The sequence below is a fragment of the Actinomadura craniellae genome (genome assembly GCF_003289645.1).
In the GTDB taxonomy this organism is placed as follows: Bacteria; Actinomycetota; Actinomycetes; order Streptosporangiales; family Streptosporangiaceae; genus Actinomadura_D; species Actinomadura_D craniellae.
Window position 1 is genome coordinate 221375 of sequence record NZ_QLYX01000004.1, and the last position, 19862, is coordinate 241236.

13 protein-coding genes are annotated in these 19862 nt (G+C 69.5%); all 13 read right to left on the reverse strand.

Annotation, left to right across the window (positions count from 1 at the left end):
- Positions 1-26: 26 nt before the first annotated feature.
- The 13 genes from rpsG to DPM19_RS10630 all read right to left on the reverse strand — a co-directional run bounded on the left by rpsG (position 27) and on the right by DPM19_RS10630 (position 19859).
- Positions 27-497, reverse strand: a complete 471-nt coding sequence (gene rpsG, locus DPM19_RS10570) for a 30S ribosomal protein S7 (protein WP_111865580.1) — start codon at positions 495-497, stop codon at positions 27-29.
- Positions 497-871, reverse strand: a complete 375-nt coding sequence (rpsL, locus tag DPM19_RS10575) for a 30S ribosomal protein S12 (RefSeq protein WP_111865582.1) — start codon at positions 869-871, stop codon at positions 497-499. The genes rpsG and rpsL overlap by 1 nt, the downstream gene beginning before the upstream one ends.
- Positions 872-1362: 491 nt before the next feature.
- Positions 1363-3081 carry a hypothetical protein gene (locus DPM19_RS36750; protein WP_146778805.1) on the reverse strand — a complete coding sequence of 573 codons (1719 nt, stop codon included), beginning with the start codon at positions 3079-3081 and terminating at the stop codon, positions 1363-1365.
- 344 nt (positions 3082-3425) lie between these two features.
- Complete coding sequence (locus tag DPM19_RS10585; RefSeq protein ID WP_111865588.1) at positions 3426-7298, reverse strand: DNA-directed RNA polymerase subunit beta'; 3873 nt, start codon at positions 7296-7298, stop codon at positions 3426-3428.
- Positions 7299-7321: 23 nt separating this feature from the next.
- Positions 7322-10789, reverse strand: a complete 3468-nt coding sequence (gene rpoB / locus DPM19_RS10590) for a DNA-directed RNA polymerase subunit beta (RefSeq protein WP_111865591.1) — start codon at positions 10787-10789, stop codon at positions 7322-7324.
- A gap of 340 nt (positions 10790-11129) precedes the next feature.
- Complete coding sequence (locus DPM19_RS10595) at positions 11130-11951, reverse strand: prolipoprotein diacylglyceryl transferase (RefSeq protein WP_111865593.1); 822 nt, start codon at positions 11949-11951, stop codon at positions 11130-11132.
- Positions 11948-12460 (reverse strand): hypothetical protein, encoded by a 513-nt coding sequence (locus DPM19_RS10600; RefSeq protein ID WP_111865596.1) that lies wholly within the window; start codon positions 12458-12460, stop codon positions 11948-11950. The genes DPM19_RS10595 and DPM19_RS10600 overlap by 4 nt, the downstream gene beginning before the upstream one ends.
- An 18-nt stretch (positions 12461-12478) precedes the next feature.
- Positions 12479-13891, reverse strand: coding sequence for an MCE family protein (locus DPM19_RS10605; RefSeq protein ID WP_111865598.1), 1413 nt, complete (start codon positions 13889-13891; stop codon positions 12479-12481).
- Entirely contained in the window at positions 13888-15168 is a 1281-nt protein-coding gene (locus tag DPM19_RS10610; RefSeq protein ID WP_111865599.1) for an MCE family protein, read from the reverse strand. Before DPM19_RS10610 ends, DPM19_RS10605 begins: the two co-directional genes overlap by 4 nt.
- Positions 15165-16445: an MCE family protein gene (locus tag DPM19_RS10615; protein ID WP_233510026.1), complete on the reverse strand. Its 1281-nt coding sequence runs from the start codon at positions 16443-16445 to the stop codon at positions 15165-15167. Before DPM19_RS10615 ends, DPM19_RS10610 begins: the two co-directional genes overlap by 4 nt.
- A 23-nt stretch (positions 16446-16468) precedes the next feature.
- Positions 16469-17503: an MCE family protein gene (locus DPM19_RS10620; protein WP_111865601.1), complete on the reverse strand. Its 1035-nt coding sequence runs from the start codon at positions 17501-17503 to the stop codon at positions 16469-16471.
- Entirely contained in the window at positions 17500-18537 is a 1038-nt protein-coding gene (locus DPM19_RS10625) for an MCE family protein (protein ID WP_111865604.1), read from the reverse strand. Before DPM19_RS10625 ends, DPM19_RS10620 begins: the two co-directional genes overlap by 4 nt.
- Entirely contained in the window at positions 18534-19859 is a 1326-nt protein-coding gene (locus tag DPM19_RS10630; RefSeq protein ID WP_111865607.1) for an MCE family protein, read from the reverse strand. Before DPM19_RS10630 ends, DPM19_RS10625 begins: the two co-directional genes overlap by 4 nt.
- Positions 19860-19862: the final 3 nt, after the last annotated feature.

Sequence of the window (19862 nt, forward strand, 5' to 3'; positions counted from 1 at the left end):
TGTCTCGTGCGGTCTTCGGTCCGCTGTTACCAGCGGTAGTGGGCGAAGGCCTTGTTGGACTCCGCCATCTTGTGGGTGTCTTCGCGCTTCTTCACCGAGGCGCCCAGACCGTTGCTCGCGTCGAGCAGCTCGTTCATCAGGCGCTCGGTCATGGTCTTCTCGCGGCGGGCCCGGGCGAAGACCACGAGCCAGCGCAGCGCCAGGGTGGTGCTCCGCGCGGGGCGCACCTCGACCGGCACCTGGTAGGTCGCGCCACCCACGCGGCGGCTGCGGACCTCAAGGGTCGGCTTGACGTTGTCGAGCGCGCGCTTGAGGGTGACGACCGGGTCGTTGCCGGTCTTCTCCCGGGCGCCCTCCAGGGCGTCGTAGACGATGCTCTGCGCGATCGAGCGCTTGCCGTCGAGCAGCACCTTGTTGATCAGCGCGGTGACCAGCGGCGAGTTGTACACCGGGTCGGCGATCAGCTGGCGCTTCCCGGCGGGGCCCTTACGCGGCATTAGCTCTTCTCCTTCTTCGCGCCGTAGCGGCTGCGCGCCTGCTTGCGGTTGCGCACGCCCTGCGTGTCGAGCGTGCCGCGAACGATCTTGTAGCGAACACCCGGGAGGTCCTTCACTCGACCGCCGCGCACGAGCACGATGGAGTGCTCCTGCAGGTTGTGTCCGACGCCGGGGATGTAGGCCGTGACCTCGATCCCGCTGGACAGCCGGACACGGGCGACCTTGCGAAGCGCGGAGTTCGGCTTCTTGGGCGTCGTCGTGTAGACGCGCGTGCAGACGCCCCGGCGCTGGGGGCTGCCCTTGAGCGCAGGCGTCTTGTTCTTGGTCACCTTGTCCTGGCGGCCCTTTCGGACCAGCTGCTGGATCGTGGGCACCGCGTCTCCGTCTTCTTCGTACCGAGCCGTAATCTGAGTCAAGCCTTGGTCTGGCCGAATCTCGCTCGCGCGAGACCCGTGATCACGGCCTATTCCAAGGCTGTGACCTGCCGGTTTATCCACTCTTCCGACCCACGCGGTCGGGCGTGTCGCACCGCCCGCACCGGCCCGTCAAGGCCGAATCAAGCCGAGGAGTCGATTGCGCGGCGTCGCCTAGCATCTGAGGCCTGGCAGACGCATACGCAGAGTGGCCCGCAAGCGCGGGCACGAAGGAAGAGACTACCTACCCCCGCAGCAAAGGTCAAAGCGAACGCCTCTACAGCGCGCACCCCGCTTCGCGCAAGCGTCGTACGCCTGCGGCAGGGCCTCGTGTCGATCACAACGACAGAATGCCGAGGGAGGTTCCCCTCGGCATTCTGTCCTAGTTGCTCACTCTTGGGGAAGGGGTGTTCCCCGCTTCCCCGGCCATTCCCCGTTCGTTCGTCCCAGGCTCACAGGACGAACGCAACGATGGCGACCACCACGACGACCACGATCAGAATCGCGGCGATCCCGATCATCATGCCCTTCTTGGAGGACTTGTCGGCCTGACCGCTCCCGCCGTACTGCTGCTGCTGACCGTAGGTCTGCTGGCCATACTGCTGCTGGCCCTCGGGCTGACCGCCGTACTGCTGGCCGTACTGCTGCTGGCCCTGACCGTAGCCCTGCTGGCCTTCCGCCTGACCGCCGTACTGCTGCTGGCCCTGACCCTGGCCGTAGCCCTGCTGACCCTCGGGCTGACCGCCGTACGCCTGCTGCTGGCCCTGACCCTGGCCGTAACCTTGCTGACCCTCGGGCTGACCGCCGTACGCCTGCTGCTGGCCCTGACCCTGGCCGTAACCTTGCTGACCCTCGGGCTGACCGCCGTACGCCTGCTGCTGGCCCTGACCCTGGCCGTAACCCTGCTGGCCGTACTGCTGCTGACCCTCCGCCTGGCCGCCGTACTGCTGCTGGCTCTCAGGCTGACCGCCGTACGCCTGATGGCCCTGGCCATAGCCCTGCTGGCCATACTGCTGCTGGCCCTGACCGTAACCCTGCTGGCCTTCCGCCTGACCGCCGTACTGCTGCTGGTCGGCGGGGTTGAACGCCTGGGTGGAGTCGTCCTGCTGCTGACCCTGCTGCGGCTGGCCGTAACCCTGCTGGGCCGGCGGGGCGTACGGGTCCTGCTGCCCGTAGCCGGGCTGCGAGCCGTACCCCTGGGCCGGCTGCTGGCCGTACTGCTGCTGGTCGGACCCCTGCCAGGGCTGCCGTTCCTGCTGGGCGCCGTAGGCGGGCGGCTCCTCCGCGACCGGGCCGGCACCGGCACCGGGCTCCGGCGGCGGCACCATCATGGTGCGGTCGAGCCCGGCGTCGGCGCCACGAGGCTGGTCCGCGGGCGTGCTCCACGGGTCCTGTGCGGGCTCCTGGCGATCGGGCGACCAGGCCATCGTCGCCTGGTCGTCGGCGGGCCGCCGCTCGACGGAGGCCGGCGGGTCGTACGGGCCGGGGGTCTCCCCCGGGCCCGGAACGATCACCGTGCGCTCGCCGCCCTGGTCGGCGGGCGGCTCCTGACCGTAGGACGGCTGCTGGTAGGGCTCCTGCGGCGCGCCGTAGGAGGGCTGCTGCTGCTGCCCGTAGGAGGGCTCCTGCCCGCCGTACGGCTGGGCCGGGCGACCCTGCTGCTCGGCGGGCGCGCCGTACTGGTCGGACGGAGAGCCGTACACGGGCTGCTGCGGATAGCCGCCCGACGACGCCGGCCCGGGCTGCTGCTGCCCGTAGGACTGCTCCTGGCCGTACCCCGGCTGCCGGCCACCGTACGGGGCCTGCTGCTCGGGCTGCGGCGGCGGGTTGTACAGCTGCTGGCCCGCGACCGGCTGGTCGTAGGGCTGCTGCGGCCGGGCCGGCGGCTCCGGGGGACGCTGCTGCTCGGGCTGCCCGCCGAACGAGGCGATCGGCTCCACGATGGTCGGCGGTGCGGGCGGCGGCTGCGGGGCCGGCGGCGGCTCCGGCGGGGCCTGCTCGGCGGGCGGCTGGGCGCCGCGCTGCGGCATGCCGAACACCACCGTGCGGTCGCCCATCGGGCGGGCGGGCGGCTCCGGCGGGGCGCCGGTCTCCTCGGCACCGCCGTAGCGCGGGTCTTGGTCGTCAGGTGACGGTGTCTGCGGTCCCTGCGTACCGTCTCGTTCGGTCATCGTCGGGCTCCTTCAGCGCCGTCGCTCCGGACATTTCCCGTGCCCGGCCCCGCACCGACCCCGCCCGGAAACGCGCCGCGGGCGGCGCGATGGCCGGGCTTCCGCTGCGGTCTCGGTGCGGCGTGGGCACTCGCTGGGGGTTCCATCACCGAACAGCCTGCCGCGATCGCCCTCCCTATCGCAAATCACCACGCTTTCGAAGGCGTTCAAACGAGATCTTCCATGCCGTTTTCGGAGCGTCCCGTGACGGGCGGGACCGGTGGGGCCGGTGAACACGGCGAGAGGCCGCCTCCCCAGGGGAGACGGCCTCCGGCCGGTGGGTGAGGGGCGCGGCCCCGCACCCGTCAGCGGTTGTACTGACCGAAGTCGTACTCCTCCAGCGGGACGGCTTCGCCGGAGCCCTGACCGAAGGCGTACTCGGCGCCGTCGTCGTAGGAGCCGACGGAGTAGACCGCGGCCTTGGCCTCCTCGGTGGGCTCGACCCGGATGTTGCGGTACTGCGGCATGCCCGTACCGGCCGGGATGAGCTTTCCGATGATGACGTTCTCCTTGAGGCCCAGCAGCGGGTCGCTCTTGGCGTGCATCGCCGCCTCGGTGAGCACCCGGGTGGTCTCCTGGAAGGACGCCGCCGACAGCCACGACTCGGTGGCCAGCGAGGCCTTGGTGATCCCCATGAGGACCGGGCGCCCCGCCGCGGGGGTGCCGCCCTCGGCGACCACGGTACGGTTGCGCTCCTCGAAGATCGGCCGCTCGATCAGGTCACCGGGCAGCAGGTCGGTGTCACCCGACTCGAGGATGTTCACCCGCTTGAGCATCTGGCGGACGATGATCTCGATGTGCTTGTCGTGGATCGACACACCCTGCGACCGGTACACCTCCTGGACCTCCTGGACCAGGTGGAGCTGGACGGCACGCGGGCCGAGGATGCGCAGCACCTCGTGCGGGTTGATCGCACCCGCGACGAGCTTCTGGCCGACGTCGACGTGCTCGCCCTCCTTGACCTCCAGCCGGGAACGCATACCGACCGGGTAGCCGATCTCCTCGGCGCCGTCGTCGGGGATGACGACGACCTTCCGGGTCTTCTCGGTCTCCTCGATCTTGATCCGGCCGGCGACCTCGCTGATCGGGGCGACACCCTTGGGGATGCGCGCCTCGAACAGCTCCTGGACACGCGGCAGACCGTGCGTGATGTCGGCCCCGGCCACACCACCGGTGTGGAAGGTCCGCATCGTCAGCTGGGTGCCGGGCTCACCGATCGACTGCGCGGCGATGATGCCGACGGCCTCGCCGACGTCCACCCGCTTGCCGGTGGCCAGCGAGCGGCCGTAGCAGGCGGCGCAGACACCGATCTTGGCCTCGCAGACCAGGGCGCTGCGGGTCCGGACCTCCTCGACACCCGCCTCGACGAGGCGCTCGACGACCGTGTCGGCCAGGTCCGTGTCGGCCGGGAAGATCACCGTGCCGTCGACCACGACGTCCTCGGCGATGGTCCGGCCGACCAGTCCGGTCTCCGTGGTGGTCGGCTTGGTCAGGGTGCCGTCGGGCTGCCGGTCGGCCACCTGGAACGGGATCGTCCGGTCGGTGCCGCAGTCCTCCTCGCGCACGATGACGTCCTGCGCCACGTCGACCAGCCGCCGGGTCAGGTAACCCGAGTCGGCGGTCCGCAGCGCGGTGTCGGCCAGACCCTTACGGGCGCCGTGCGTGGAGATGAAGTACTCGACCACCGACAGGCCCTCGCGGAACGAGGACTTGATCGGCCGCGGGATGGTCTCGCCCTTGGGGTTGGAGACCAGACCGCGCATACCGGCGATCTGCCGGATCTGCAGCGGGTTACCGCGGGCACCCGACTGGACCATCATCCAGACGGGGTTGGTCTTGGGGAACGAGTCCTCCATGTCCTTGGCCACGTCCGCGGTCGCCTGGTTCCAGATCTCGATGAGCTCGGACCGGCGCTCGTCGTCGGTGATCAGACCGCGGTCGAACTCGCGCTGCACCTTGTCGGCGCGACGCTCGTGCGACCCCAGGATCTCCGCCTTGTTCGGCGGAGCGATCACGTCCTCGATCGAGATGGTCACACCGGACCGGGTGGCCCAGTGGAACCCGCGGTCCTTGAGCGCGTCCAGCGAGGCCGCGACCTCGACCTTGGGGTAGCGCTCGGCCAGCTCGTTGACGATCGCCGAGAGCTGCCGCTTGCCGACCTCGTAGTTCACGAACGGGAAGTCGGCCGGCAGCGTCTCGTTGAACAGGCAGCGGCCCAGGGTGGTCTCCAGCCGGTACGGCTGGCCCGCCTCGTAGCCCTCGGGCGCCTGCCACCCGCGGGGCGGCGGAACGTCCTTGAGCCGGACGTGGATCTTCGCCTGGAGGTCGAGCTCACCCCGGTCGTAGGCCATCACGGCCTCCGGCACCGAGGAGAACGCCCGGCCCTCGCCCTCGGCCGCCTCCTTCTCCGACGTCAGCCAGTAGAGGCCGATCACCATGTCCTGGGTGGGCATGGTGACGGGCTTGCCGTCCGACGGCTTGAGGATGTTGTTGGTCGAGAGCATCAGGATGCGGGCCTCGGCCTGCGCCTCAGCCGACAGCGGCAGGTGCACGGCCATCTGGTCACCGTCGAAGTCCGCGTTGAACGCGGTGCAGACGAGCGGGTGGATCTGGATGGCCTTGCCCTCGACCAGCTGCGGCTCGAACGCCTGGATGCCCAGGCGGTGCAGGGTCGGCGCCCGGTTCAGCAGCACCGGGTGCTCGGTGATGACCTCTTCGAGCACGTCCCACACCACCGGGCGGGCGCGCTCGACCATGCGCTTGGCGCTCTTGATGTTCTGCGCGTGGTTGAGGTCGACCAGCCGCTTCATCACGAACGGCTTGAACAGTTCCAGGGCCATCTGCTTGGGCAGGCCGCACTGGTGCAGCTTGAGCTGCGGACCGACGACGATGACCGAACGGCCGGAGTAGTCGACCCGCTTGCCCAGCAGGTTCTGCCGGAACCGGCCCTGCTTGCCCTTGAGCATGTCGGACAGCGACTTGAGCGGACGGTTGCCCGGCCCGGTGACCGGGCGGCCCCGGCGGCCGTTGTCGAACAGCGCGTCGACGGCCTCCTGGAGCATCCGCTTCTCGTTGTTGACGATGATCTCGGGCGCGCCCAGGTCGAGCAGGCGCTTGAGCCGGTTGTTCCGGTTGATGACCCGGCGGTACAGGTCGTTCAGGTCGGACGTGGCGAACCGGCCACCGTCGAGCTGCACCATCGGGCGCAGGTCCGGCGGGATGACCGGGATGCAGTCGAGCACCATGCCGAGCGGGGAGTTCCGCGTGTTGAGGAACGCGGAGACCACCTTCAGCCGCTTGAGGGCGCGGGCCTTCTTCTGGCCCTTGCCGGTGCGGATGATCTCGCGCAGCTTCTCGGCCTCGGCGTCGAGGTCGAAGTTCTCCAGCCGCGCCTGGATGGCGCGCGCGCCCATGCCGCCCTCGAAGTAGCGGCCGAAGCGGTCGCGCATCTCGCGGTAGAGCATCTCGTCGCCCTCGAGGTCCTGGACCTTGAGCCCCTTGAAGCGGGTCCAGACCTCCTCCAGGCGATCGATCTCGCGCTGCGCACGGTCGCGGAGCTGCTTCATCTCGCGCTCCGCGCCCTCGCGGACCTTGCGGCGCTGGTCGGCCTTGGCGCCGGCCTCCTCCAGCTCCGCCAGGTCGGCCTCCAGCTTCTGCTGGCGGGCCTCGATGTCCGCGTCACGCCGCTGCTCGATCTGCTGCCGCTCCACCGAGATGTGCGCTTCCAGCGTGGGCAGGTCGCGGTCGCGCTTCTCGGCGTCGACACTCGTGATCATGTAGGCCGCGAAGTAGATGATCTTTTCGAGATCCTTCGGGGCCAGGTCGAGTAGATAACCCAACCGGGACGGGACGCCCTTGAAGTACCAGATGTGGGTGACCGGAGCGGCCAGCTCGATGTGGCCCATCCGCTCACGCCGCACCTTGGCCCGGGTCACCTCGACGCCGCAGCGTTCACAGATGATGCCCTTGAACCGGACCCGCTTGTACTTACCGCAGTAGCACTCCCAGTCCCTGGTGGGACCGAAGATCTTCTCGCAGAAGAGTCCGTCCTTTTCCGGCTTCAGGGTCCGGTAGTTGATGGTCTCGGGCTTCTTGACCTCGCCGTGCGACCACTGCCGGATGTCGTCTGCCGTGGCCAGACCGATCCGCAGCTCGTCGAAGAAGTTGACGTCGAGCACTATTTTCTATCCCTCGCCTAGGTTCAGACCTCTTCGACACTGCTCGGCTCACGCCGGGACAGGTCGATGCCGAGCTCCTCCGCCGCGCGGAAGACGTCCTCGTCGGTGTCGCGCATCTCGATGGACATGCCGTCGCTGGAGAGCACCTCGACGTTGAGGCACAGCGACTGCATCTCCTTGATGAGCACCTTGAAGGACTCAGGGATGCCCGGCTCCGGGATGTTCTCGCCCTTGACGATCGCCTCGTAGACCTTGACCCGGCCCAGGACGTCGTCGGACTTGATGGTGAGCAGCTCCTGGAGGGCGTAGGCCGCGCCGTACGCCTCCAGCGCCCAGACCTCCATCTCACCGAAGCGCTGGCCACCGAACTGGGCCTTACCGCCGAGCGGCTGCTGGGTGATCATGGAGTACGGGCCGGTCGAGCGAGCGTGGATCTTGTCGTCGACCAGGTGGAGCAGCTTCAGAATGTAGATGTAACCGACCGAGATCGGGTCCTTGAACGGCTCGCCGGTGCGACCGTCGAAGAGCTTGGCCTTCCCGCCCGAACCGACCATGCGCTGGCCGTCACGGTTGGGCAGGGTGCTCTCGATCAGCCCGGTGATCTCCTGCTCGCGAGCGCCGTCGAACACCGGCGTGGCCGTGTTGGTCCACGGCTCGGCCGAGTCGGCGCCGATCGACTTGAGGGCGCGCTTCCAGTCGGCGTCGTCGCCGTCGACCTTCCAGCCCCGGCTGGCCACCCAGCCCAGGTGGGTCTCGAGCACCTGGCCGACGTTCATTCGACCGGGCACGCCGAGCGGGTTCAGGACGATGTCGACCGGGGTGCCGTCCTCCAGGAACGGCATGTCCTCGACCGGCAGCACCTTGGAGATGACGCCCTTGTTGCCGTGCCGGCCGGCGAGCTTGTCACCGTCGGTGATCTTGCGCTTCTGGGCCACGTAGACGCGGACCAGCTCGTTGACCCCCGGCGGAAGCTCGTCGCCCTCGTCGCGGCTGAACACCCGGACGCCGATGACCTTGCCCTGCTCGCCGTGCGGCACCTTCAGCGAGGTGTCGCGGACCTCGCGCGCCTTCTCACCGAAGATCGCGCGCAGCAGCCGCTCCTCCGGGGTCAGCTCGGTCTCGCCCTTCGGGGTGACCTTGCCGACCAGGATGTCGCCGGGGACGACCTCGGCGCCGATCCGGATGATGCCGCGCTCGTCGAGGTCAGCCAGCACCTCTTCGGAGACGTTCGGGATGTCCCGGGTGATCTCCTCGGGGCCCAGCTTGGTGTCGCGGGCGTCGACCTCGTGCTCCTCGATGTGGATCGAGGAGAGGACGTCGTCCTGCACCAGCCGCTGGCTGAGGATGATCGCGTCTTCGTAGTTGTGGCCCTCCCACGGCATGAACGCCACGAGCAGGTTCTTGCCCAGGGCCATCTCGCCGTTGTCGGTGCAGGGACCGTCGGCGATGACCTGCCCGACCTCGACCCGGGCGCCCTCTTCGACGATCGGCTTCTGGTTGAAGCAGGTGCCCTGGTTGGACCGCTTGAACTTGGCCACCCGGTAGGTGGTGCGGGTGGCGTCGTCGTTCATCACGGTGATGTAGTCGGCCGACACCTCCTCCACCACACCGGCCTTCTCGGCGGTGATGACGTCGCCGGCGTCGGTCGCGGCGCGGTACTCCATGCCCGTGCCGACCAGCGGCGCCTCGCTGCGCAGCAGCGGCACGGACTGCCGCTGCATGTTGGAGCCCATCAGCGCGCGGTTGGCGTCGTCGTGCTCCAGGAACGGGATCATCGCGGTCGCGACGGAGACCATCTGCCGGGCCGAGACGTCCATGTAGTGCACGTCGGTCGGCGGCAGGTACTCGATCTCACCGCCCTTGGTGCGGACCAGCACCCGGGCCTCGGCGAAGGAGCCGTCCTCGTTCAGCGGCGAGTTGGCCTGCGCCTTGACGTAGCGGTCTTCCTCGTCGGCGGTGAGGTAGTCGATCTGCTCGGTGACCACGCCGTCGACGACCTTGCGGTAGGGCGTCTCGACGAAGCCGAACGGGTTGACCCGGCCGTAGGAGCTGAGCGACCCGATCAGGCCGATGTTCGGCCCTTCGGGCGTCTCGATCGGGCACATCCGGCCGTAGTGGGACGGGTGCACGTCGCGGACCTCGAATCCCGCCCGCTCCCGGGACAGGCCGCCGGGGCCCAGCGCCGACAACCGCCGCTTGTGGGTCAGGCCCGCCAGCGGGTTGGTCTGGTCCATGAACTGGGACAGCTGGCTGGTGCCGAAGAACTCCTTGATGGAGGCGACGACCGGCCGGATGTTGATCAGGGTCTGCGGCGTGATGGCCTCGACGTCCTGCGTGGTCATCCGCTCGCGGACGACCCGCTCCATCCGGGCCAGGCCCAGCCGGACCTGGTTCTGGATCAGCTCGCCCACCGTGCGCAGCCGCCGGTTGCCGAAGTGGTCGATGTCGTCGACCTCGATCGGCACCTCGACGGCGCCGACGGTGCCCTCGGTCTCGCCGGCGTGCAGCCGGACCATGTACTCGATGGTGGCGACGATGTCGTCCTCGGTCAGCGTGCCCTGGTTCATCTCCAGGTCGAGCCCGAGCTTCTTGTTCACCTTGTAGCGGCCGACCTTCGCGAGGTCGTAACGCTTCGGGTTGAAGTAGAGATTCTCCAGCAGGGTCTGCGCGGACTCCTTGGTCGGCGGCTCGCCCGGGCGGAGCTTGCGGTAGATGTCGAGCAGCGCGTCATCCTGGCCGGTGGTGTGGTCCTTCTCCAGGGTGATGTTGATCGACTCGTAGGAGCCGAAGCGCTCGCGGATGCGCGCCTCGTCCCAACCGAGCGCCTTGAGCAGCACGGTGACGGGCTGCTTGCGCTTACGGTCGATCCGGACGCCCACGTTGTCGCGCTTGTCGATCTCGAACTCCAGCCAGGCACCGCGGCTGGGGATCACCTTGCAGCCGTAGATGTCCTTGTCTGAGGCCTTGTCGAGCGAGCGGTCGAAGTAGACGCCGGGCGAACGGACGAGCTGCGACACGACGACGCGCTCGGTGCCGTTGATGATGAAAGTGCCCTTCGGGGTCATGAGCGGGAAGTCGCCCATGAACACCGTCTGGCTCTTGATCTCTCCGGTCTGGTTGTTGATGAACTCCGCGGTGACGAACATCGGCGCGGAGTAGGTCATGTCCTTGTCCTTGCACTCCTCGACGGAGTACTTGGGCGGCTCGAACCGGTGGTCACGGAACGAGAGCGACATGGTCCCGGAGAAGTCCTCGATGGGACTGATCTCCTCGAAGATCTCCTCCAGTCCCGACTGGGTCGGGACGCTCTTGCTACCGGCCTGCTGGGCCGCCTCGACGCGGGACTTCCACCTCTCGTTGCCGAGCAGCCAGTCAAAGGACTCGGTCTGCAGGGCGAGGAGGTCCGGGACTTCGAGCGGTTCCTTGATGCGTGCGAATGAAACGCGGTTCGGACCGGTTGCGGTATTCGAGGCGTTGCGCGAGGCTGCCAAGAGTGGTCCTTCCGAGGGCTCGCGGCGGACTGATGGCGCGCACGCCAAGCCATCCTCGCTTTCAGACGCCAAATGATCAAGAAGATTTCAGGGCATCCGGGCGTGGATAGTCAATGGGCAGCGCAAAGGGGCAGTGTAGCCGACCGGCACACCGCACGCAACTCTAGCGCCTCTGTATGCATCACAGTTGCCTCGCAGCATTGCTCGTCATCAGCGTTGAGTCAAGACCGGACATGGACATTGACCCGCTCGCCAGGGGTGAGGAAGGCCATAGTTTAGGGAGCGCCCTCCCCTGAGCACCGACGACGTGCTAGTGCCGGGTCCACCTGCGGTACGGGCTTCAGAGCACTTCCAGCTTCGACACCAGCCACCTGTCGCCGACCTTGATCATGGTCAGCCGCAGCGTGTGCTGATCGGGGAGCATCTGGTCCGTCTTGGTGCTGGCGGCCTTGACCGTCTGCTGGTTGAGGAAGACCAGGGCGACCATCCGCCCGGGCGCGGCGTCCTCGACGGCGGCCCGGATGGCGGTGCCCTTGACCTGGGCCTGCTGCTGCACCGCCGAGGCCTTCGTGCGCGGCACCAGGGCCTCGAACTGCCTGCGGAACGAGCCGGTGGTGTGTCCCGTGGCCCTGCGCAGGTCGGAGTCGATGGTGCGGTAGTCGTAGGAGGACAGGTCCTCGGCGGCCCTGGAGGCCGCGTAGGACGCCTGGCGTACCGACTTCTCGGTCGCGGCCAGTTCCCGCTGCTGGAGGAAGAGCCAGACCACGGCCGCGGCCAGGGCCGCGGTCACCAGGCCCAGCACCACCAGGACCTGGACGCCGGCTCGCGGGCTGGACGCCGGCTCGGCCTTCTTCCGGACGGTCCTCGCCTTCTTGACGGCCTTCTTCTTCGTGGGCGCCACAGCGGTCTCGTCGCCGTCCTCCGGGCCTGCTGCGGTGGTCTCGTCGCCGTCCTCGCCGTCCTCCGGGCCCGCCGTGGTGGTCTCGTCGCCGTCCTCAGCGGTCTCCGGAGCGGTCTCCGGGCCCTCTTCGACCGTTGCCTGGTCCTCCTCGGTGCGGGTGAGCTCGTCCCGGGCGGCCTCGGCCGGCTCGACGTCCTCGGTCTCCGCGGCCCGCTCCGCGCTGTCGGTCGCGGCGCTCCCGCGCCGGTCGGCGTCCGTCATGGCACCAGTCCTGTCTTGGAGACGAGCCAGCGCCCGTCGGTCCGGGTCAGTTCCAGCACCCAACGGTTGTTGACGGTCGTGCCGTTGGGCGCCTGCTTGCTGACGATGAGGACGGTGACCGCCACGGCCACCTCGGCGGAGTCGCCGTCCAGCGACACCACACCGCCCTTGACCGACTGCACCGTCCAGCGCGCCTGCGCCTGGGTGGCGGCGGCGATCACGGTGCGGGACTGGGTGCCCCACTGGTTCTTGGCCTCACCGGTCAGGCCGGTGAGCACCTGGTCGATGTTCTTCTGGATGTTGCGGTAGTCGAGACTGCCCATGTTGACCGCGGTCTGCCGGGCGGCCTGAAGCGCCGCCTCCCGGTCGGCGGCCCGGTCCCGGGCCCGCCACACCTGCGTCCCGAGGAGGCCCGCCACCACCGTCAGCGCCACCACCGCGGCCAGCAGGGAGGCCGCGAGAACCCGTCCCGGACGCCGGCTCAGCGCCGCCCCGAGATTCCTTGCCATAGCGTCGTCACCCATCAGTCACCGCGAAAGCGGGCCGAGCAGCAGCCACTTCCACGAGGCGTCCCCGAGCAGCCGCCGCTGCCCGCCTGTCGAGCCCATCTGGTAGCGCTTCCCGTCGGGGCCGTAGACGGCTCCGGTCGCTGGATCGTATCCAGCCAAAGCCACTGGTTCCGCCGAAAGCGGTACGTAAGCAACGGTGGGCTCGCCCTGCCCGGCCGCCTGGCCCGGGCCGCCGCTCGCGGCCGGGGAACCGTTCACCCCGCCGGGCGGGGCCCCGGCCCCCGCGGTGGCACCCGGCGGCAGCGCCGGCGCCGGGCGCGGCGGCGGGGCGTTGCGGGCGCCGCGCGGCACCTGCGGGGACGTCTTGGGCTCCTTGCAGCCGACGTCGAGCGGGTTCGGGCGGTCCCTGGTGTCCTGCGGCCAGCGCTTCTTGACCTTCTCGTACCCCCTGGTGCACGGCGGCGGCGAGTCCAGGTTGAGCACCAGGCCGAGGTGCTGGGTGCCGTCGCCGGGGGTCACCGTGAACGCGCCGCCGACCGCCAGCGGGTAGAGGATGAACAGCGACCGCAGCCCGTCGACCCGGGTGTGCACGATCTGGCCCACGGTGGTCATGTTGGCCAGCAGCACCGGCAGTGTCGGCGCCAGGTCCGCGATGGTCGCGTCGAGTTCCTTCGCGGCCGGCGGGGCGGCGTCCAGCGTGGCCCGCAGCGCCGGGTCGTCCTTGCGGAGCTGGTCCGTGAGGACGTTCAGGTTCCGGGCGAACTGCCGGATGTTGCCGCCCTGCGAGCGCTGGGTGTCGAGCACGATCCTGCTGTTGTCGATCAGCTCGGCGGTCGCCGGATAGGCCTCCTCGGCCGTCTTCAGCAGCCGGTCGCTGGCGTCCAGGATCGCCTGAAGGTCGGCCGCGGAGCCGGAGAACGCCTTGTTCAGCTCGTCCACGATCGTGCCCAGATGCTGCGGGTTCACCGACGAAATGAGCTTGTCGGTGTTGGCCAGCAGCTCGTGCGTGGACACCGGCAGCCGGGTGTCGGACCGCGGGATCGTGTACGCCCTGCCCTCGTCGAGGTACGGCCCGGCGGCACGGACCGGCTGGAGGTCGATGTACTGCTCGCCGACCGCCGACCGGTTGGCCACCACCGCGACCGTGCCCTGCCGCGGGATGCGGTGCCCGCGCCGGAGTTCGAGCCTGACCTTGATGCCGTCCCGGGTCAGCTCGATCGGCCCCACCCGGCCGACCGCCACGCCCCGGTAGGTCACCTCGGCGTTGGTGAAGACGCCGCCGGAGTCGGTCAGGTCCACGTAGGTGGTGTAGGTCCGGCCCAGCGCGTCGCTGCCCACCCCGAGGTAGCGGACGAGGGTGTAGCTCACGCCGAGCGCGGTGATCAGGGCGAAGACCAGCAACTGGATCTTGACACCACGCTTGATGATCATGAGAGCCCTCCCATCAGGAGCGTGTACAGATCCTGCTGCTGGGCCAGTTCCTCCCGGGTCAGGACGGGGCTCGCCGCGCGCGGCCGGGCGGCCGGCGGCGACGGGAGGAGCGTCGGCAGGGCGGGCAGGGTCGGCAGGCCCGGACCCGGCTGGGGCGCTCCGGCGGATCGCTGCGGCAGCACGCCGGGCGGCTGCTGCGGCAGCGTGATGTCCGGCGGCCGGAGCAGGTTGCGCGCCGCGGCGCCCTGCTTGGTCAGCGCGTCCAGTTCGGTGCCGCCCAGCAGGTTCCGCGCCAGCGACTTCATGTCCAGGTCGAGCGTCATGTGCACGTTGCCGTAGTCGCCCCGCAGCACGTTGGAGAAGGTGTGCGGGAACGGGAACGTGATCATCGCTTCGAGCTGCCGGGGCAGGTGCGTCCCGGCCTTGTTGAGGTTGGCCAGGATCGGCTCCAGGGCCTTCAGGTTGACCAGCAGGTCGGCCTTGGAGGCGTTGACCACGCGGGTGGTGGTCTTGCTCAGCTCGTCGAGGGCGACCAGCATCTTGGTGAGGTCGGCGCGGTTCTGGTCGAGGACCTTGATGGCCGGGCCGGCCCGGTCGATCGTGTCCTCGATCGTCCGCCGCTCGGCGGCCAGCTTGCCCGACAACCGGTCGATGCTGTCGAGCGCCCGGACGATCGCGCCGCGGTGCCGGTCCAGCGTGCCCACGAAGGTGTCGACCTGGTGGAGCACCGACTTGATGGTCTGCTCGCGGCCGTCCATCGCGGTGCGCAGCTCGTGGGTGATCGTCGCGATCTGCTCGATGCCGCCGCCGTTGAGCAGCAGCGACATCGCCGAGAGCACTTCCTCGACCTCGGTGTTGCGGGTGGTGTTGCGCAGCGGGATCAGGTCGCCCTGGCCCAGCGCGCCCTGCGGGGCCTCGGTGGTCGGCGCCGCCAGCGAGATGAACTTCTCGCCCAGCAGGCTGGTCTGGCCGATGCCGGCGCGCGCGTTGTCGGGGAGCCGGACGTCCTTGCGGACCTTGACGGTCACCCGGGCCCGCCAGCCGTCCAGCTCGATCTTGGTCACCTTGCCGACGGACACGTCGTTGACCTTGACCGCCGACTGCGGGACCAGGTCGAGGACGTTCTGGAACTCGATCCTGACCTCGTACGGGTCGGCGCCCAGGTCCGGCCCGCCGGGCAGCGGGACCGCGTCGACCCCGCGGAACGAGCAGCCCGACAGGACCGCCGCGCCGGCGAGCGCGACGGCGCACAGTCTCAGCAGCGGACGGTTCGTCACGGGGCACCGCCTCCCGGCAGCAGCGCGGTCACGTCCCGGGGCCGGGCCTGGGCTCCGGCCCCGGTGTTCCGCCGGTTCGCGGCGGCGTTCCCGCCGGGCCGGCGGGGGTCGTTCGGCCCGTACGCGTCCGGCGGGATCGGCACCGGGTCGTAGTGGGTGGTCAGCGCGGTCAGCCACGACAGGTCCAGGTGCAGCCCGGACAGCGCCGTGCCGATCCCGGCGTAGGGCCGCATGAAGTCCAGGCACTGCTTGGCCGGGGTGCCCACCGAGTAGGCCAGCGAGCAGATCCAGTCGCCCAGGTTCTTGAAGTTCAGCCCCAGGTTGGCCCGGTTGCCGACGGTGCCGCTGATCGGGTCGTAGGCCCGGGCCAGGTTGTTGACGGCCAGCGGCGCCACGCCCATGAACTCGCTGAGCGCGTCCTTCTCCTTGACCAGCACCGCGGTGATCTGGGCGAGCTGGCGGATGTTGGCGGCCAGCTGGGTGCGGTTGCCCTTGACGAACCGGGTCACGTTGCGGAGCGTCGGGCCGAGGCTGTTCAGCGCCGCGCTCAGCTCCTCCTTCTCCCCGGCGAGCTGCCCGGACACGGCCTGGAGGTGCTCGGTGAACTGCTTGATCTGCTGGTCGTTGGCGGCCATCGCGCCGGTGATGACCCGCAGGTTCTCGATGGTCTGCGCCACGTCCCCGCGGTCCTCGCTGAGCGTGCTCAGCATGGTCGAGACGTCGCCGATCGTGGTGCGGATGTCGGTGCCCTGCCCGTCCAGGGTGGTCGCGCCGACCTGGAGCAGCCGGGACAGCGCGCCCTGGCTGTTGGCCCCGTCGGGGCCGAGCGCCTTGCTCAGCTCGTTCAGGCTGCCGCCGATCTGGTCGTACTCGACCGGCACCGCGGTACGGCCGGTGTGCAGCGTCGCGCCGTCGGCCAGCAGCGGGCCCGAGCCCTTGTAGACCGGGGTCAGCTGGACGTAGCGGTCGGACACCAGCGTCTGGTTGATGATGATCGCCTGCGCGCCGGCCGGGACCTTGCGGCGGGCCTCGTAGCGCATCTCGACCCGCACCTTGTCGCCGGCCGGGGTCACCTCGGTGACCTCGCCGACCTTGATGCCGAGGATGCGCACGTCCGCGCCCGGGTACAGGCCGACCGTGCTGGTGAAGTAGGCCGTCAGCCGGTGCTGCGGCTCTCCGCCCAGGCGGAGCACGACCAGGGCCGCGACCAGCGCGACGGCGAGGGCGGCGACGCCGAGCTTCAGGACGGTCCCGCCACGGCGGGAAGGGGAAGGCACTCTGCTCACCTCTGCCTGGCTGCTCACGGGAGGAAGGGCAGCGGGTTGCCGCTCCCCGGGCCGCCGGACGGGTTCGGGTTGGGCTGCGGGTTGTCGCGGATGCTCATCGGGAGCGGCAGCAGGTTCTGGATGTAGGCGTCGAACCAGCGGCCGGTGCCCGTGGCGTCCGCGAACTGGCGGGCGAACGGGGCGAGCAACTGGATCGTGCGGTCGAGGTTGGCCTGGTTGTCCAGCAGCACCTTGTTGACCTTCTGCAGGTTGCTCAGCATCGGCTTGAGCTGCGCTTCGTTCTCCGCGATCAGGGCGTTGACCTGCTGGCTGAGGATCACGGTGTTGACCAGCAACTGGTGGATCACCGCCCGGCGGGCCTGGACGGCCTGGAGGATCTTGTCACCGTCCTCGATCAGCCGGACGAAGTCCTGGTTGCGGTCGGCCAGCAGCTGGGTCACGTCCTTGGCCCGCCCGGCGAGCTCGTGCAGTTGCTCGTCGCGCGAGGAGATGGTCGCCGAGAGCCGGCGCAGCCCGCGCAGCGACGCCTGGATCTCCTCCGGGGAGTTCTCGAAGGTGTCCGAGAGGACCTGGAACGACTTCGCCACCTGGACGGTGTCGATCTTGTCGACCCGCTGGCTGAGCTCGTTGATCGCGGGAACCACCTCGAACGGGGTGACCGTGCGCTCCAGCGGGATCTGCCGGCGCAGCGTCCCCGGCCCGCGGGGGTCCAGGGCCAGGTAGTGCGAGCCGAGCAGGGTCTTGATCTTGATCTCGGCCCGGGTCAGCTCGCCCAGCCGGACGCCGTCGTCGACCCGGAAGGCGACCCGCACGTAACCGCGGTCGTCGAGGTCGAGGGAGGTGACCTGGCCGACCTTGACGCCGGCGATCCGCACCTCCTCGCCCTCCTTCAGCCCGGCCGCCTCGGCGAACGCCGCCTGGTGCTCGGCGCCCCCGGAGATCAGCGGGATGCGCTGCAGGTTCATGGCCAGCACCATCAGGACCACGATGATCGCGATTGCCGCGAGCCCGATCGGAACGGGGTCGCGTTCGCGGAACGGAACCCTCACTGCGGCTTGCACCTCGCGTTCTCGTTGATGATGCTCGGCGTCTGCATCACCGGTCCGTCGGGCAGCACGATCCTGGCGTCGAGGCCGCAGAGGTAGAAGTTGAACCACGAGCCGTAGGACGAGGCGTGCACGAGCTTGTCGAGCCGGTCAGGGGTGCGCTCCAGCGCCTTGTCCAGGGTGGTGCGCTCGTCGGCCAGCGTCCTGGTGAGCCGGTTCAGGCCCGCGATGTCGGTGCGCACCGACGGCCGGACGTCCTTGACCAGGTCGGCGGTGACGCCGGTGAGCTGGTTGATCGCGTCCAGCGAGTCGAAGATCGCGGCCCGGTCGGCGGACACCCCGCTGACGAAGCTCCGCAGCTGCCGGATGAGCAGGTCGACCTGGGTGTGCCGCCGGTCGATGGTGCCCAGCACGGTGTTCAGGTTCTCGATCACGCGGCCGATCACCTGGTCGCGGTCGGCCAGCGTGTTGGTCAGCGAGGCCACGTGCGCCAGCAGGCTGTTGACCGTGCCGCCCTCGCCCTGGAGGGTCTGCACGATCTGGAAGGCGAGCTTGTTGACGTCGTCGGGCTCCAGCGCGCGGAACAGCGGGCGGAAGCCGTTGAACAGCACGGTGAGGTCGAGCGCCGGCCTGGTCTGCCCGACCGGGATCGTGCCGCCCGGCGGCAGGTGGTCGTCGACCGCGCCCGGCCCCTCCTCCAGCGCGAGGTAGCGCTGGCCGATCAGGTTCCGGTAGCGCAGCTGGGCCCGGGTCGAGCGGGGCAGGCCAGTGGCGAAGACGCCCTGCTTCTGCAGCGAGAACGTCACCTCGGCCTGCCGGCCCCCGTGCAGCCTGATCTCCTCGATCTGGCCGACCCGCACGCCGGCCACCCGGACGTCGTCCTTGACCAGCAGTCCCGCGACGTCGGTGAAGATCGCCTTGTACCGGCGGGAGTCGATGAACCGGGTGTTGGCGATCGTGATCGCCAGGATTCCGGTCAGCAGCGAGGTGACCAGGACGAAGACGGTGAGCTTGATCGCCGCAGTCGTGGTCTTCACTCGATCGTCACCACCGATCCCTGCATGAGCGGCCCGAACAGCAGCGTCGCCACGTCGGACACCTGGTCGGCCGGGGTGTGGATCATCGGTCCGACCACGTTCTTGATCTTTTCCTGTTCGGGCATGTCCCCCGGGTCGACGAAGACCCCGGCGGCGGCCCGGCCGCGCGGCTGCTCGTTCGGCGGGTCCGGGTCCCGCCACCACAGGTTGTCCTCGGTGCCGTCGAGGGCGAGGTAGTCGGGGAACGGGACCTGCGGGTTGGGCAGGCCGTAGCAGCGCGGGTTGCGGTGGTCCCTGGCCTCCGGCAGTTCCAGCGGGTTCTTGTACGCCGGCCGGGGCTTCACGATCTCGATCGTGACGTTGAAGGTGGAGCCGTTGCCGCCACCCGCCTCGATGGCCCGGGGCGCGAGCTTGGCCAGGCCCTCGAAGACGCAGGGCAGCGACGGGGAGTACCGGGCGAGCAGTGCCAGCCCCTCCTTGTTGGCGATGTTGAAGCCAATGATCTTGTTGCCGTTGTTCTGGACGAACCGGTCGCCGTTCCGCGCGGTGCGGGTCACCCCGGGGATGAGGTCCTCGATCGTGGCGCGCCGGTCCACGATCGTCCGGTTGGTGACGTTGAGGTTCCGCAGCGCCTGCATGAGATCGGGCGCCGCCGCGGTGTAGATGTCGGAGACGTCCGCCAGCGCGCGCAGGTCGTACAGCAGCGTCGGGACCTTGGGGTTGAGCTTCTTCAGCAGCGCGTCGGCCTGCTCCAGGTTGTGCCCGAGCTGGTCGCCGCGGCCCTGGAGCGCGGTGGCCAGCGCGTTGAGCGTGGCGTTCAGCTGCTCCGGCCGGACCGCCTGCAGCAGCGGCAGCAGGTTGTTCAGCACCCGGTCGATCTCGACGGCGGCCTGCGAGCGGTCCTGCTGGATGACCGCGCCGTTCCGGAGGCCCAGGGCGGCTGGCTGCGGCGGCACCATCAGGTCGACGTACTTCTCGCCGAACAGCGTCTTGGGCAGCAGCCGGGCCTGCACGTTGGTCGGGATCAGCTCGGCCTTGTCGGGGTCGATCGCCAGGTCGAGCACCGCGCCGTTCGCGGTCGCCCGCGTCCCTCGCACCTCGCCGACGATCAGCCCGCGCACCTTGACGTCGGAGCGGGGCAGCAGTTGCAGCCCCGCCCGGTCGGCCCGCACCTCGGCCCGGACGACCGGGACGAACACCTTCTGGAACAGCGCCACGGTCAGCGCGACCAGCAGCAGCACCACCAGGATGAACGCCAGCCCGGCGATCCGGAAGCGCGTCTTCTCGGCCAGCCCCGAGGAGGTCACCGCAGCGTGCGTCATCGC